This window comes from Cellulomonas pakistanensis (genome assembly GCF_016862755.1).
GTDB lineage: Bacteria > Actinomycetota > Actinomycetes > Actinomycetales > Cellulomonadaceae > Cellulomonas > Cellulomonas pakistanensis.
Genome location: NZ_BONO01000030.1, coordinates 1 through 14,137 on the forward strand (window position 1 = coordinate 1; position 14,137 = coordinate 14,137).

Annotated in this window: 13 protein-coding genes; 12 read left to right on the forward strand and 1 reads right to left on the reverse strand. The window is 75.0% G+C overall.

Annotated features, from left to right (window positions below):
• The first annotated feature begins 442 nt into the window (after positions 1 to 442).
• The 8 genes from rpsB (at position 443) to dxr (ending at position 7,595) form a co-directional block, all read left to right on the forward strand.
• Entirely contained in the window at positions 443 to 1,426 is a 984-nt protein-coding gene (rpsB, locus tag Cpa01nite_RS16315; protein ID WP_203669889.1) for a 30S ribosomal protein S2, read from the forward strand.
• A gap of 44 nt (positions 1,427 to 1,470) precedes the next feature.
• Positions 1,471 to 2,316 carry a translation elongation factor Ts gene (gene tsf / locus Cpa01nite_RS16320; protein WP_203669891.1) on the forward strand — a complete coding sequence of 282 codons (846 nt, stop codon included), beginning with the start codon at positions 1,471 to 1,473 and terminating at the stop codon, positions 2,314 to 2,316.
• A 91-nt stretch (positions 2,317 to 2,407) separates the two neighbouring features.
• Complete coding sequence (gene pyrH / locus Cpa01nite_RS16325) at positions 2,408 to 3,127, forward strand: UMP kinase (RefSeq protein ID WP_203669893.1); 720 nt, start codon at positions 2,408 to 2,410, stop codon at positions 3,125 to 3,127.
• Positions 3,128 to 3,190: 63 nt separating this feature from the next.
• The gene (frr, locus tag Cpa01nite_RS16330) at positions 3,191 to 3,748 is read left to right on the forward strand and encodes a ribosome recycling factor (RefSeq protein ID WP_166939678.1); all 558 of its coding nucleotides are present in this window, start codon (positions 3,191 to 3,193) and stop codon (positions 3,746 to 3,748) included.
• Entirely contained in the window at positions 3,748 to 4,602 is an 855-nt protein-coding gene (locus Cpa01nite_RS16335; protein ID WP_203669895.1) for a phosphatidate cytidylyltransferase, read from the forward strand. Before frr ends, Cpa01nite_RS16335 begins: the two co-directional genes overlap by 1 nt.
• A 101-nt stretch (positions 4,603 to 4,703) precedes the next feature.
• The gene (gene rlmN, locus Cpa01nite_RS16340; protein WP_203669896.1) at positions 4,704 to 5,828 is read left to right on the forward strand and encodes a dual-specificity RNA methyltransferase RlmN; all 1,125 of its coding nucleotides are present in this window, start codon (positions 4,704 to 4,706) and stop codon (positions 5,826 to 5,828) included.
• Positions 5,828 to 6,385 carry a DivIVA domain-containing protein gene (locus Cpa01nite_RS16345; RefSeq protein ID WP_203669898.1) on the forward strand — a complete coding sequence of 186 codons (558 nt, stop codon included), beginning with the start codon at positions 5,828 to 5,830 and terminating at the stop codon, positions 6,383 to 6,385. Before rlmN ends, Cpa01nite_RS16345 begins: the two co-directional genes overlap by 1 nt.
• Before the next feature lie 25 nt (positions 6,386 to 6,410).
• Positions 6,411 to 7,595 carry a 1-deoxy-D-xylulose-5-phosphate reductoisomerase gene (dxr, locus tag Cpa01nite_RS16350; protein WP_203669900.1) on the forward strand — a complete coding sequence of 395 codons (1,185 nt, stop codon included), beginning with the start codon at positions 6,411 to 6,413 and terminating at the stop codon, positions 7,593 to 7,595.
• 123 nt (positions 7,596 to 7,718) lie between these two features.
• Here dxr and Cpa01nite_RS16355 read toward each other — a convergent pair whose 3' ends face one another.
• Positions 7,719 to 9,149 carry an NAD(P)/FAD-dependent oxidoreductase gene (locus Cpa01nite_RS16355; RefSeq protein WP_239068857.1) on the reverse strand — a complete coding sequence of 477 codons (1,431 nt, stop codon included), beginning with the start codon at positions 9,147 to 9,149 and terminating at the stop codon, positions 7,719 to 7,721.
• Between the two features lie 176 nt (positions 9,150 to 9,325).
• Between Cpa01nite_RS16355 and Cpa01nite_RS16360 the strand changes: the two genes are divergently transcribed.
• From Cpa01nite_RS16360 to Cpa01nite_RS16375, 4 genes are read left to right on the forward strand one after another with little or no spacing between them, the layout of a single operon-like run.
• On the forward strand, positions 9,326 to 10,612 hold the full coding sequence (locus Cpa01nite_RS16360; RefSeq protein WP_203669903.1) for a GGDEF domain-containing protein: 1,287 nt from the start codon (positions 9,326 to 9,328) through the stop codon (positions 10,610 to 10,612).
• A gap of 14 nt (positions 10,613 to 10,626) precedes the next feature.
• On the forward strand, positions 10,627 to 11,943 hold the full coding sequence (locus Cpa01nite_RS16365) for a M50 family metallopeptidase (protein WP_203669905.1): 1,317 nt from the start codon (positions 10,627 to 10,629) through the stop codon (positions 11,941 to 11,943).
• A gap of 54 nt (positions 11,944 to 11,997) precedes the next feature.
• Positions 11,998 to 13,155, forward strand: coding sequence for a flavodoxin-dependent (E)-4-hydroxy-3-methylbut-2-enyl-diphosphate synthase (ispG, locus tag Cpa01nite_RS16370; protein WP_239068858.1), 1,158 nt, complete (start codon positions 11,998 to 12,000; stop codon positions 13,153 to 13,155).
• 5 nt (positions 13,156 to 13,160) lie between these two features.
• The gene (locus tag Cpa01nite_RS16375) at positions 13,161 to 14,069 is read left to right on the forward strand and encodes a GNAT family N-acetyltransferase (RefSeq protein WP_239068859.1); all 909 of its coding nucleotides are present in this window, start codon (positions 13,161 to 13,163) and stop codon (positions 14,067 to 14,069) included.
• The last annotated feature ends 68 nt before the right edge of the window (positions 14,070 to 14,137 follow it).

A 14,137-nucleotide genomic window follows, 5' to 3' on the forward strand; every position in this document is an offset into this window, starting at 1 on the left:
AGGCAGGCAGGCAGGCAGGCAGGCAGGCAGGCAGGCAGGCAGGCAGGCAGGCAGGCAGGCAGGCAGGCAGGCAGGCAGGCAGGCGGGCAGGCAGCCATGCCGGCCGCGCAGCGCCCCGGCCGTCGCGCACGTCACGCCCTGGCGACCTCGGGCGCGGCCCGGGGGCTGGCGTCGGTCCGGTAGACTCCTTCCTGCGACTGGTACGTGCCGGTCGACATCGCGCGTCATCACCGACGCTCACACCCCCACCGCCCCGGCGGGAGAGGTGCGTGCGGAGGGCCGGCGCCGGCAGCGGTCCGGGTCCTCGACCCGGTGTCGGCGTGGGCGTGGCGCCAGGGACGACGCCCGCTCGGGCGGAGTCGACAACCGGACGAGCGGGTCCGCCGAGGCGGGCTCGCGATCACTGTGCGCGCCCCCGACGCGGGCGCGCGGAAGGACCACCATGGCCGTCGTGACCATGCGCCAGCTGCTCGAGAGCGGTGTCCACTTCGGGCACCAGACCCGCCGCTGGAACCCCAAGATGAAGCGCTTCATCTTCACCGAGCGCAACGGCATCTACATCGTCGACCTGCAGCAGTCGCTGTCCTACATCGACCGCGCGTACGACTTCGTCAAGGAGACGGTCGCCCACGGCGGCACCATCCTGTTCGTCGGCACGAAGAAGCAGGCCCAGGAGCCGGTGGCCGAGCAGGCCGCCCGCGTCGGCATGCCCTACGTGAACCAGCGCTGGCTGGGCGGCATGCTCACCAACTTCCAGACGGTGAACAAGCGCCTGCAGCGCCTCAAGGAGCTCGAGCTCATCGACTTCGACGACGTCGCGGGGAGCGCGTACACGAAGAAGGAGCTCCTCATCATGCGTCGCGAGAAGGACAAGCTCGCGAAGACGCTGGGCGGCATCCGCGACATGACCCGGACCCCGTCCGCGGTCTGGATCGTGGACACCAACAAGGAGCACCTGGCCGTCGACGAGGCGCGCAAGCTGGGCATCCCGATCGTCGCGATCCTCGACACCAACTGCGACCCGGACGTCGTCGACTACCCGATCCCGGGCAACGACGACGCGATCCGCGCCGTGCAGCTGCTGACCCGCGTGATCGCGGACGCCGCCGCCGAGGGCACGCTGCAGCGCCACTCGGGTCGTCAGGGCGCCGCCGAGGCCACCTCGGCCGAGGCCGAGCCGCTGGCCGAGTGGGAGCGCGAGCTCCTGGCCGGTGCCGAGGAGTCCCTGGCCTCCGACGCGACCGCCGAGTCGGCCGCGACGTCCGCCGCCGCGGGCGACCCGGTCGCCGCCGCGGGCGAGGCCGGCCCGACCGAGGGTGCTGCCACCCCCGGCCAGGACGCCGCCCCGGCCGTCGAGGCCGCTGCCGAGGCCGCCGCCACGGAGACCGCCGCCGCCGAGTCCGAGGGCGACGCCGAGTCCAAGTGACCCGGTCCGCCGATCGCACGTACTGACGAGTTAGGACGGAACAGATGGCCAACTACTCCATGGCCGACATCAAGGCGCTCCGCGAGAAGACCGGCGCGGGCATGATGGACGTCAAGAAGGCGCTCGAGGAGGCCGCGGGCGACGCCGACAAGGCGCTCGAGATCATCCGCGTCAAGGGGCTCAAGGGCGTCTCGAAGCGCGAGGGCCGCTCGGCCTCCGACGGCCTGGTCGCCGCCGAGGTCGTCACCGCCGGTGACGGCGAGGACGAGGTCGGCGTGATCGTCGAGGTGAACTCGGAGACGGACTTCGTCGCCAAGAACGCCACGTTCATCACCCTGTCGGAGAAGGTGCTCGCCACGGCGGTCGCCTCCGGCGCCCGGGACGCCGACGCGCTGCTCTCGGCGGACGTCGACGGCAAGTCGCTGCAGGAGGTCGTCGACGAGACGGCCGCCGTGCTCGGCGAGAAGGTCGTCGTGCGCCGCGTGGCCCGCGTGGCCGGCGAGAAGGTCTCGGTCTACCTGCACAAGGTGAACAAGGACCTCCCCCCGCAGGTCGGCGTGCTCGTCGCGACCGACGCCAAGGGCGCCGAGGTGGCCCGCGACATCGCGACGCACGTCGCCGCGTTCTCGCCGTCCTACCTGACGCGTGACGAGGTCCCGGCCGAGACGGTCGAGAACGAGCGCCGCATCGCCGAGGAGACCGCCCGCAACGAGGGCAAGCCCGAGGCCGCGCTGCCGAAGATCATCGAGGGCCGCCTCAACGGCTACTTCAAGGACGTCGTCCTCCTGGACCAGCCGTTCGCGAAGGACCCGAAGAAGTCGATCGCCCAGGTGCTCGCCGAGGTCGGCGGCACGGTGACCGGCTTCGTGCGGTTCCGCGTCGGCGCCTGACGACGCCACACCCGGTGGCCCCGGCCCTGATGGGCCGGGGCCACCGGCGCGAGATCCCCGCAGCACCCTGCCGACCACCTGGAGGTACCCCATGACCGAGACCCACCCGCGGCGGGTGCTGCTGAAGCTGTCGGGCGAGGCGTTCGGCGGCGGGTCGATCGGCCTGGACGCCGGCGTGGTGCGCCGGGTCGCCGCCGAGATCGCGGCCGCGGTCGCGGACGGGGTGCAGGTCGCCATCGTGTGCGGCGGCGGCAACTTCTTCCGCGGCGCCGAGCTGGCCCAGAACGGCCTCGACCGGGCGCGCGCGGACTACATGGGCATGCTCGGCACGGTCATGAACTGCCTGGCGCTGCAGGACTTCCTGGAGCAGGCCGGCGTGGACACGCGCGTGCAGACCGCCATCACGATGGGCCAGGTCGCCGAGCCGTACATCCCGCTGCGCGCCATCCGGCACATGGAGAAGGGCCGCGTCGTGATCTTCGGCGCCGGCGCCGGCATGCCGTACTTCTCGACCGACACGGTCTGCGTGCAGCGCGCCCTCGAGACGCACTGCGACGAGGTGCTCATGGGCAAGAACGGCGTCGACGGCGTCTACACCGCCGACCCGCGCACCGACCCCACCGCCACGAAGCTCGACCACCTCACGTACACCGAGGCGATCGTGCAGGAGCTCGGCGTCATGGACTCCACGGCGCTGTCGATGTGCCGCGACAACGGCGTGCGCATGCGGGTGTTCGGGCTCGAGGAGCCCGGCAACGTCACCCGGGTGCTCCGGGGTGAGAAGATCGGGACGCTGGTCACCGAGGACTGACCCCTCGCGCCGGCACCCCACCGGACGCACCGCCCCCGCTGGACCAGAACGTTAGGAGCAACCGTGATCGACGAGATCCTCCTCGAGGCCGAGGAGAAGATGGACAAGGCCGTCGAGGTCGCCAAGGAGGACTTCGCGGCGATCCGCACGGGTCGTGCCAACGCGGCGATGTTCAACAAGATCACGGTCGACTACTACGGCAGCCCGACGCCGCTGCAGCAGCTCGCGTCGTTCAACGTGACCGAGGCGCGCACCATCCTCATCTCCCCGTTCGACAAGTCGTCGATGCAGGGGATCGAGAAGGCGCTGCGCGACTCGGACCTCGGCGTGAACCCGACGAACGACGGCAACGTCATCCGCGTCACGCTGCCCGCCCTCACCACCGAGCGCCGCAAGGAGTTCGTGAAGCTGGCGAAGACCAAGGCCGAGGACGCGCGCATCTCGGTGCGCAACGTCCGGCGCCGCGCCAAGGACGAGCTGGACCGCCTGGTGAAGGACGGCGAGGCCGGCGAGGACGAGGTCGTGCGGGCCGAGAAGGAGCTGGAGGCCGTCACCAAGCGGCACGTCGACACCGTCGACCAGCTCCTGTCGTCCAAGGAGACCGAGCTGCTCGAGGTCTGATGTCGTCCCACGTCGTCGCCCCGGCGCCCGGCACCTCGCGTGCCGGGCGCGACCTGCCCGTCGCCGTCGCCGTCGGCCTCGGGCTGCTGGTGCTCGTCGCCGGCTCGCTGTTCGTCCGCAAGGAGGTCTTCGGCCTCATCGCGGTCGCCGCGGTCGGCGCGGGTCTGTGGGAGCTCGCGCAGGCCTTCGCCCGCCGGGGCGTGCACATCCCGGTCCTGCCGCTGCTGGTCGGCGACGTCGGCATCCTCGTCTCCGCGTACGTCGCGGGGATGGAGGCGGTGTTCGTCGCGTTCGTCCTGACGGTCGGCGGCATCGTCGTCTGGCGGGTGCTGGACGGCAGCGGCCCGCGGGCGGTGCGGGACGCGACGTCCGGCGTGTTCGCGGCGGCGTACCTGCCGCTCATGGCCGGCTTCGTCATGCTGATGCTGGCCGCCGAGGACGGCGCGATGCGGGTGGCCCTGTTCATCCTGCTCTGCGTCGCGAACGACACCGGGGGCTACGTCGTCGGCGTGCTGATCGGCCGCCACCCGCTGGCGCCGTCGGTCAGCCCGAAGAAGACCTGGGAGGGCCTGCTCGGGTCCGTCGTGCTCGCCTCCGTGGTGGGCGTCCTGGGCATCCACCTCATGTTCGACGGGGACCCCGCCGTGGGCGCGCTGCTGGGCGTGGCCACGGTCGTGGTCGCGACGCTGGGCGACCTGGGGGAGTCGCTCCTCAAGCGCGACCTCGAGCTCAAGGACATGGGCACCCTGCTGCCGGGCCACGGCGGCATCCTGGACCGGATCGACTCGATGCTGCTGGCGGCCCCGGTCGTCTACCTGCTCCTCGAGGCGCTCCAGCCCGTCACCGGCGGCTGACGCCGCACCGGCGGGCCGCGACCGCGCAGCCGGCACAGCCCGCACCCAGCCCCACCCACCACCACCCACCACCACCACCACGAGCCCCCGAGGAGGACCGCGTGAGCGCCACGCCCGTCGCACTCGACCTGTCGGCCCCGACCCGCGGGGCCCGCGGCAAGCCGCCGAAGCACTTCGTCGACCTCACGCCCGAGCAGCGCGTCGAGGCGGTCACCGCGCTCGGCGAGAAGCCGCTGCGCGCGAAGCAGCTCGCGACGCACTACTTCAGCCACCTGACCGTGGACCCCGGCGCGATGACCGACCTGCCCGCGGCGAGCCGCGACAAGCTGGTCGAGGCGCTGTTCCCGCAGCTGCTGACCGCCGCGCGCACCATGCAGGCGGACGGCGGCACGACCGTGAAGACGCTGTGGCACCTGTTCGACGGCGCCAAGGTGGAGTCCGTGCTCATGCGGTACGCGCACCGCTCGACTCTGTGCGTGTCCAGCCAGGCCGGCTGCGGCATGGCGTGCCCGTTCTGCGCCACCGGCCAGCTCGGCCTCACCCGCAACCTGTCGACGGCGGAGGTCGTCGAGCAGGTGCGTGCCGCGGCCGCGGCGCTGGAGGCAGGCGAGGTCCCCGGCGGCCCGACCCGGCTGTCGAACGTCGTGTTCATGGGCATGGGCGAGCCGCTCGCGAACTACAAGACCGTTATGGAGACGGTGCGCCGGATGATCGCGCCCGTCCCGGACGGCCTGGGCATGTCCGCGCGCAACATCACGGTGTCGACCGTCGGCCTGGTGCCCGCGATGCGCAAGCTCGCGAAGGAGGGCATCCCGGTCACCCTGGCGCTCTCCCTGCACGCGCCGGACGACGAGCTCCGCAACGAGCTCGTGCCGATCAACACCCGGTGGAGCGTCAAGGAGACCATCGACGCCGCCTACGAGTACTTCCAGGCGACCGGCCGGCGCGTGTCCATCGAGTACGCGCTGATGAAGGACATCAACGACCACGCGTGGCGGGCGGACCTGCTCGGCACGGAGCTGAACCGGCGCGGTCGCGGGTGGGTGCACTGCAACCCGATCCCGCTCAACCCGACGCCCGGCTCCAAGTGGACGGCGAGCGATCCCGCGGTCGAGCAGGAGTTCGTGGCACGCTTGCGCGCACACGGCATCCCGACCACCGTCCGGGACACCCGTGGGTCCGACATCGACGGTGCGTGCGGCCAGCTGGCGGCTGAGGAGGACTGATGAGCGGCGGCGCCATGTTCCGGCGGGTCTCCGGGATGCGGACGGGGTACCACCCCGAGGAGGTCGACGACTTCTTCACGCACGCCCGGACGGTCTACGAGCAGGGTCCCGCCGGCGCGCTGTCCAGCCGCGACGTGCGGACGGTCGCGTTCGACCTCGTGCGCAACGGCTACTCGACGACGGCGGTCGACGCCGCGCTCGACCGGCTCGAGGCGGCGTTCGTCGCCCGGTCGCGCGCCGACTTCATCGCCGAGCGCGGCCGCCAGGCGTGGATGGAGACGCTCGCCGAGCAGGCGCGCTCGCTCTACGGCCGGCTGACCCGCCCCGACGGCGAGCGGTTCGCGCACCCCAAGGGGCGGCTGGCCGGCTACGACGCCGCCGAGGTCGACGCCCTGTGCGGCCGGCTCGTGGCGTACTTCGACAGCAACGCCCCGCTGACCGCGCAGGAGGTGCGCTCGGCGGTGTTCGCGCGGCGCAAGGGCGCCAAGGCGTACGCCGAGGCGCCGGTCGACGCGTTCCTCGAGCGCGCCGTGGACGTCCTGCTCGCCGCGGAGTGACGCTCGCTCGGGCAGGATGGGGCGGATGAACGCGCGCACCGTCGTCCTGCTCGGCTCCACCGGATCGATCGGCACCCAGGCCGTCGACGTCATCACCCGGAACCCCGAGCGGTTCCGGGTGACCGGGATCAGCGCCGGGGGCTCGGACCCCGTGGCGCTGGCGCGGCAGGCCGTGGCCCTGGGCGCGCAGACCGTCGCCGTCGCGGACCCCGACGCCGCCGGCACCGTGTTCGCCGAGGTCGTCCGCGCCTCCGCCGAGGCGGGGCTGCGGCAGGTCGGCGTCGAGGTGCTCACCGGCCCGGACGCCGCGGCGCAGCTCGCCGCCCGCGGCGCCGACGTCGTGCTCAACGGCATCACCGGCTCGGTCGGCCTCGGCCCGACGCTCGCCGCGCTCGGCTCCGGCAGCACGCTGGCGCTCGCCAACAAGGAGTCGCTGGTCGCCGGCGGACCGCTCGTGCGGGCCGCGGTGCAGCGCGCCGGCCAGGTCGTGCCGGTCGACTCCGAGCACTCCGCGATCGCGCAGTGCCTGCGCGGCGGCCGCCGGTCCGAGGTGCGGCGGCTGGTGCTCACCGCGTCCGGCGGGCCGTTCCGCGGCCGCAGCCGGGCGGAGCTCGCGGACGTCACGCCGGAGCAGGCCCTCGCGCACCCGACGTGGTCGATGGGGCCGGTCGTCACCATCAACTCGGCGACGCTGGTGAACAAGGGCCTCGAGCTCATCGAAGCGCACCTGCTGTTCGACGTGCCGGTCGCCGGCATCCAGGTGGTCGTGCACCCGCAGTCGGTCGTGCACTCGATGGTCGAGTTCGCCGACGGGTCGACGATCGCGCAGGCGTCGCCGCCGGACATGCGGCTCCCGATCGCCCTGGGCCTCGCCTGGCCGGACCGGCTGCCCGAGGCCGCGGCGCCGGTGGACTGGACCCGGGCCGGCGCCTGGGAGTTCGAGCCCCTGGACGAGGACACGTTCGGCGCGGTCGCGCTGGCGCGGGCCGCCGTCGCCGCGTCCGCCACGCACCCCGCGGTGTACAACGCGGCGAACGAGGAGGCCGTCGCGGCGTTCCTCGCCGGGCGGATCGGGTTCCTCGAGATCGTCGCGACGGTCGAGGAGGTGCTCGGCGCGCACGACGGCGGCCCGGTGCGGGACGTCGCGGACGTGCAGGCGGCGGAGGACTGGGCGCGCGCCCGGGCCCGGGAGCGGGTCGCGGCGCGCTGAGCGCGCGCGGCCCGGCCCCGGCCGGCTGGGCCACGGTCGAGTGTCCAGAAACCTGCCCGGTTCGTGCCGATGCGTGCCCGGGTTTCTGGACACTCGGCGAGGTCCGGCGGGCTGCGGGGCCGCTCAGCGCCCGGCCGCGGCCCGGGCGAGCCGGCTCGGGCGCCCGGTGAGCCGCTCCTCCCGGTCGGCGAGCGCGACCGCCGCCTCGCGCGCCGCCGCCGCGAGCCGCCCGCCGAGCCGGCCACCCGTCGCGCCCGGCGCCAGGGGCGCGGCGCCGCCCGGCGCTGCGCCCCGCGTGACCCAGGGCAGCCGGGTCAGCGCCGTGTCGGACCCGGTCAGCAGGTCCGCCAGCGTCCGCCCGGCGAGGTTGCCCGCGGCGATCCCGTCGTCGCCCGCGCCGTCCGCCCACGCGAGCCCGGCGTCGGCGTCGAGGCCGAGCGCCGGCACCCCGTCCGGCGCCCCGGCGACCGCGGTGCTCCACGCGTGCGTGACGGCCAGGTGCGCGCCGGCCGGCAGCAGCCCGACGAGGGCGGCGTGCAGCCGGAACACGGCCCCGAGGTCCCGCCCGGACGGGGCGGCGGGCGCGCGGCCGGTGCGCAGGCTCAGCACCAGGCGGTCGTCCGCGGTCCGCAGCGCCCGCACGGGCCGGTGCCCGCCGTCGGCGAGGACGGTCCCGCGGCGCAGGCCGAGCGCCGCCCACACGTCCGGCGCCAGGGGCTCCGTCGCGATGGCGTGCCGCGCGCCCGCCGCCGGTCCGCCGCCGGTCGTCCGCGCCACCCCGGGCGCGCGCACGGTGCCCTGGTCGGTGACGACCGCGCCGGGCGACAGCCGGAGCGCGCGCGTGCCCTCGACCACCCGCGCCCCGTGCGCCGTGAGCACGTCGACGAGCCCGCGCACCAGGCGCACGGGCTGCAGCCGGCCGGCGTCCGGGTCGAGCGTGCCGCCCAGGGCGCCGGCGACGGCCGCGTGCTCCGCGACCTGCTCGGCCGAGAGGACCTCGACCTCGTCGCCGAACGACTCCGCCGCGGCGGCGTCGGCGGTCAGCCGGGTGAGCTGCGCGGGCGTGCGCGCCACGGTCAGCAGCCCGCCGACGGCCACGTCGGCGTCGACCAGCTCGGCCGCCGCGACGCCGCCGACCTCGACGACGGCGTCGCGGAGCGCCGCGCGCGCGGACCGGGCGGCCTGGGCGCCGTGCGCCGCGGCGATCCGGCCCGCGGCGGCGGGGGAGCCGGCGCCGTACCAGCCGCCCGTGCGGCCGCTCGCGCCCTGCCCGGCGACGCCCTGGTCGAGCACGAGCACGTCGAGCGCCGGGTCGGCCTCCAGGAGGTAGTAGGCGGTCCACAGCCCGGTCAGCCCGGCGCCGACCACCACGACGTCGGCGGTGGTGTCGCCGTCCAGGGGGTCGCGCGCGGGCCGGTGGTCGTCCGCCTCGGCCTGGTCGAACCACAGGGAGGTGGACGCCAGGTCGCCACCGGTGCTCCACCGCAGGGTCGTCGCCCAGCCGTCGTGGGTCGTCCCGCCGTCGGCCGGTCCGGCCTCGCGCGCACCGTCCACGTCGCCTCCCGGGAGTCGTCGGCCGTCGCCCCGATCGTCACGGTTCCCCCCGGGCGGCGCAAGGTGGCGGGCGGACGGGTGACGCCGGGCCCGCGGCCGGTCCGACGTGCGGCGCCGCGGGGTACCGTGCCCCCACCCGCCCCTCCCGGCGGTGGCCTCACCGGAACGAGCCCCCGATGTCCGCACCCCCGCCGCCCCGGCACCTGCCGGTCGCCCGCCGGTCCGGCGACCCGACGCTGGGCCTGATCCGGCGCGTGCTGCTGGTGTGCCTGCTGGCCGGCGCGGCCGCGGTCGTGGCGGTGGCGGTGCTCCGGTGGGACGACCCGCTGCTGCGCGCGGCGTCGCCCGTGCTGCTCGTGGTCGTGCTGGTGTTCGCCTGGTTGGTGCTCCGCCGACCGGAGGCCACCGTGCCGGTGTCGCGGACCGTGCTGCTCGGCCTGGACGTGCTGTGGCTCGCCACGATGGGCAGCCGGCTGGTCGGCGAGCAGGGCGGGGGCTGGGCCGCGCTGTTCCCGACGACGTTCATGGGGCTCGCGCTGTTCGTCGTCATCGGGTACCTGGTGTTCCCCACGCGGTTCGCCGCGCTGCACGCCGGGGCCGTGGTGGTGGCGGCGCTGGTGGTCGGCTGGACCGGGCTCGCGCTGGGCCCGTCCGACGGGGCGACCCGGCAGCACGCGGTCGACCTCGGCCGGTACGGCGTGTACCTCGCGGTGCTCGCGGCGATGGTGTGGGTCCTGTCGCGCACGAAGGAGCACGCGGCCCGCGCCTTCCAGGTCGCCGAGCACGCGAGCGCCGAGGCCGCGTCGATGCGCGAGATGGCGTACCGCGACCCGCTGACCGGCGCCGCCAACCGGCGGCGGCTCGAGGACGAGCTCGCCTACCAGGCCCGCGTCGTCGGCGCCGGGCTCGACGTGGCGCTGGTCTACCTCGACCTCGACCGGTTCAAGGAGGTCAACGACGTGCACGGCCACGCGGTCGGGGACCGGGTGCTGGTCGCCGTGGGACGCGCGCTCGAGGAGCACGTCCGGTCCGGCGACCTGGTCGCGCGGCTCGGCGGCGAGGAGTTCCTCGTCGTCGCCCCCGGCCTGGCCCGCGCCGACGCCCGCGCGCTGGCCGAGCGGCTGCGCGCCGCGGTGCCCGCCGCCGTGCGCGCGCAGGTGCCGGTCGACGTGACGGCGAGCCTCGGCGTCACGGCGCTGCGCGCGGGGGAGGAGCCGGCGGCGGCGATCGGCCGGGGCGACGCGCTGATGTACCGCGCGAAGCGGGCGGGCCGGGACCGCGTGGCGGTCGACGGCGAGGCCGACCCGGGCGACGACGCGCAGCCGGCTGCCGCCGCCGCCCCGGGCGACGCGCCCGTGGCCCGCGACACGGGCGCCGTCCAGCGGGCCCCCAGGAACCCGGGGCAGGATGGGGGGTCGACCCTCCCGCTCGGCGCCGACCCCGTCGGCGACCAGCCGCACTGAACGGAGCTGCCCCCATGGCCTACGCGATCGGCGTCGTGGTGCTCGTCGTGGGCATCCTCGTGTCCATCGCGCTGCACGAGGTCGGCCACATGGTGCCCGCCAAGAAGTTCGGCGTGCGCGTCAGCCAGTACATGGTCGGCTTCGGCCCGACGCTGTGGTCCCGCACGAAGGGCGAGACGGAGTACGGGGTCAAGGCCATCCCGCTCGGCGGCTACGTGCGGCTGATCGGCATGTACCCGACGCCCGAGGCGGTGGGGAACCCGCCGGTGCGCGGCTTCTTCAGCCGGATCGCCGCGGACGCGCGCGAGGCCAGCGCCGAGGAGATCCGCCCGGGCGAGGACCACCGCGCCTTCTACCGGCTGTCGACGCCGAAGAAGCTCGTCGTCATGCTCGGCGGCCCGGTGATGAACCTGGTCATCGCGGTCGTGCTGCTCGCGGTCGTCCTGGTCGGGATCGGCGTGCAGGGCGCGAGCACGACGCTGGCGTCGGTCAGCCAGTGCGTGCTCCCGGCGGGCTCGACCGCGACCGAGTGCTCCGCGGACGACCCGGCCGCGCCCGGCGCCGAGGCGGGCCTGCAGCCGGGCGACACCGTGGTCTCGTACGACGGCGTGGCCGTGGAGTCGTGGGACCAGCTGAGCGGGATGATCCGGGGGACCGGCGCCGAGGCGGTGCCGGTCGTCGTCGAGCGGGACGGCGAGCGGGTCGAGCTCACGGTGACCCCCGTGGTCGCCGAGCGCCCGGTCACGGACGACGACGGCCGCGCCGTGCTGGACGACGCGGGGGAGCCCGTCACCCGCGAGGTGGGGTTCCTCGGCGTCAGCCCCGGGACCGAGCTGCAGCGCCAGCCGGCGTCGGAGGTCGTGGAGCTCACCGGCGACGCGGTGTGGCAGACGATGAAGGCCGTCGTCACGCTGCCGGCCAACCTGGTCGGGATCGCCGAGAGCGCCTTCGGGGACGGCGAGCGCAGCGCCGAGGGCGTGCTCGGCCCGGTCGGCGTGGCGCGGCTCGCGGGCGAGGTGGCGTCGTCGGACGTCGAGGGCGTCGGCGTGGCGGAGCGCGTCTCCGGGATGCTGAGCCTGCTCGCGTCGCTCAACATCGCGCTGTTCGTGTTCAACCTCATCCCGCTCGTGCCGCTCGACGGCGGCCACGTCGCCGCCGCGCTGTGGGAGGGCCTCAAGCGCCAGGTGGCCCGGCTCCGGAAGCTGCCCCGCCCGCGCCCCGCGGACGCCGCCCGCCTGCAGCCGGTGGCGCTCGCGGTGTTCGTCGTGCTGGGCGGCATGGGGCTGCTGCTCGCGTACGCGGACGTCGTCGCGCCGATCACCTTCGGCTGAGCCACGCCTGCGCTCCTCGGGCGCGGCACGCGGGCGCGGTGCGATGATGGCCGGGTGAGCACCCCCATCAGCCTGGGCATGCCGGAGGCTCCTCCGCCCGTGCTCGCCCCGCGGCGCCCGACCCGCAAGATCCGCGTCGGCAAGGTCGAGGTGGGGGGCGACGCCCCCGTGAGCGTGCAGTCCATGACGACGACCCTGACGTCGGACGTCAACGCCACCCTGCAGCAGATCGCCGAGCTGACCGCCGCCGGGTGCGACATCGTGCGCGTGGCGGTGCCGACCCAGGACGACGCGGACGCGCTGCCGGCCATCGCCCGCAAGTCGCAGATCCCCGTGGTCGCGGACATCCACTTCCAGCCGCGGTACGTGTTCGCGGCGATCGACGCCGGCTGCGCCGCCGTCCGCGTCAACCCCGGCAACATCCGGAAGTTCGACGACCAGGTCAAGGAGATCGCGCGCGCCGCGTCCGACGCCGGGGTCTCGCTCCGGATCGGCGTCAACGCCGGCTCGCTCGACCCCCGGCTGCTCGCGAAGTACGGGAAGGCGACCCCGGAGGCGCTCGTCGAGTCCGCCGTGTGGGAGGCGTCGCTGTTCGAGGAGCACGACTTCCACGACTTCAAGATCTCCGTGAAGCACAACGACCCCGTCGTGATGGTGCGCGCCTACGAGCTGCTGTCCGAGCGGGGCGACTGGCCCCTGCACCTCGGCGTGACCGAGGCCGGGCCGGCGTTCCAGGGCACGATCAAGTCGGCGACCGCGTTCGGTGCGCTGCTCAGCAAGGGCATCGGCGACACGATCCGGGTGTCGCTGTCCGCGCCGCCGGTCGAGGAGGTCAAGGTCGGCATCCAGATCCTGCAGTCGCTCAACCTGCGCCCCCGCAAGCTCGAGATCGTGTCCTGCCCGTCCTGCGGGCGGGCGCAGGTCGACGTCTACACGCTGGCGGAGCGGGTCACGGCCGGGCTCGAGGGCCTGGAGGTGCCGCTGCGCGTCGCCGTGATGGGCTGCGTCGTGAACGGCCCGGGCGAGGCGCGCGAGGCGGACCTCGGCGTGGCGTCCGGCAACGGCAAGGGGCAGATCTTCGTGCGCGGCGAGGTGGTCCGGACCGTCCCGGAGTCGGCGATCGTGGAGACGCTGATCGACGAGGCCATGCGGATCGCCGAGGGCATGCAGCCGGTCAACGGCGGGACCGGCCCCGTGGTGACGGTGGGCTGACGCCGGTGCGCGGGCTCTGGGAGGACGTGGCGGCGGGGCGGCCGGACGCGGGCACGGGCGCCGCGCGGGTGCTCGCCGACGCCGACCTGCCGCGGGCACTGGCGCTGTGCGCGCAGGACCCGGTGGCGGCGGTGCTCGCCACGACCCGGCTGGAGCAGGCGCTCGCCGTGGGGCTGCGCCGGTCCGGCGGGCAGGTCTGGGGCTACGAGGTCGACGGCGCGCTGGTCGCGCTGTGCTGGGCGGGCGCCAACCTGGTCCCGGTCGTGCCGGACGCTGCCGTGCGCGCTGCGGCGCTCGACGCGTTCGCCGCGCTCGGCCGCGCGCAGGGGCGCCGGTGCTCGTCCGTGGTGGGCGACGCCGAGGCGGTCGTGCCGCTCTGGGAGCGCCTGGCGCCGTCGTGGGGCGCGGTGCGCGAGGTCCGCGCCGACCAGCCGTCGATGGTGGTCGACCACGACCCGGTCGTCGCGCCCGACCCGGCCGTCCGCCGCTCCGTCCCCGACGAGTACGAGCTGGTGCTCCCCGCCTGCGTGCGGATGTTCACCGAGGAGGTCGGCTACTCGCCGATCGGCGGCACGGGCGGGGCCTACGAGGCCCGCGTGCGCTCCCTGGTCCGGGAGGGCCGGTCGTTCGTGCGCGTCGACCCGGGCGACGACGGGGCGCCCCAGGTGGTGTTCAAGGCCGAGCTCGGCGCGGTCGCCGGCGGGGTCGCGCAGGTGCAGGGCGTCTGGGTCGAACCGACCCGCCGCGGCGAGCGGCTGTCGGAGGCGGGCATGGCGGCCGTGGTCGCCCTGACCCGGCGCGACGTGGCGCCGACGGTGTCGCTGTACGCGAACCACTACAACGAGCGGGCGCTCGCGGCGTACCGCGCCGTCGGCTTCCGCCAGGTCGGGACGTACGCGACCGTGCTGTTCTAGGGCTGTTCTAGGGCTGTTCTAGGGCTGTTCTAGGGCTGTTCTAGGGCTGTTCCGGGGCTGTTCCGGGG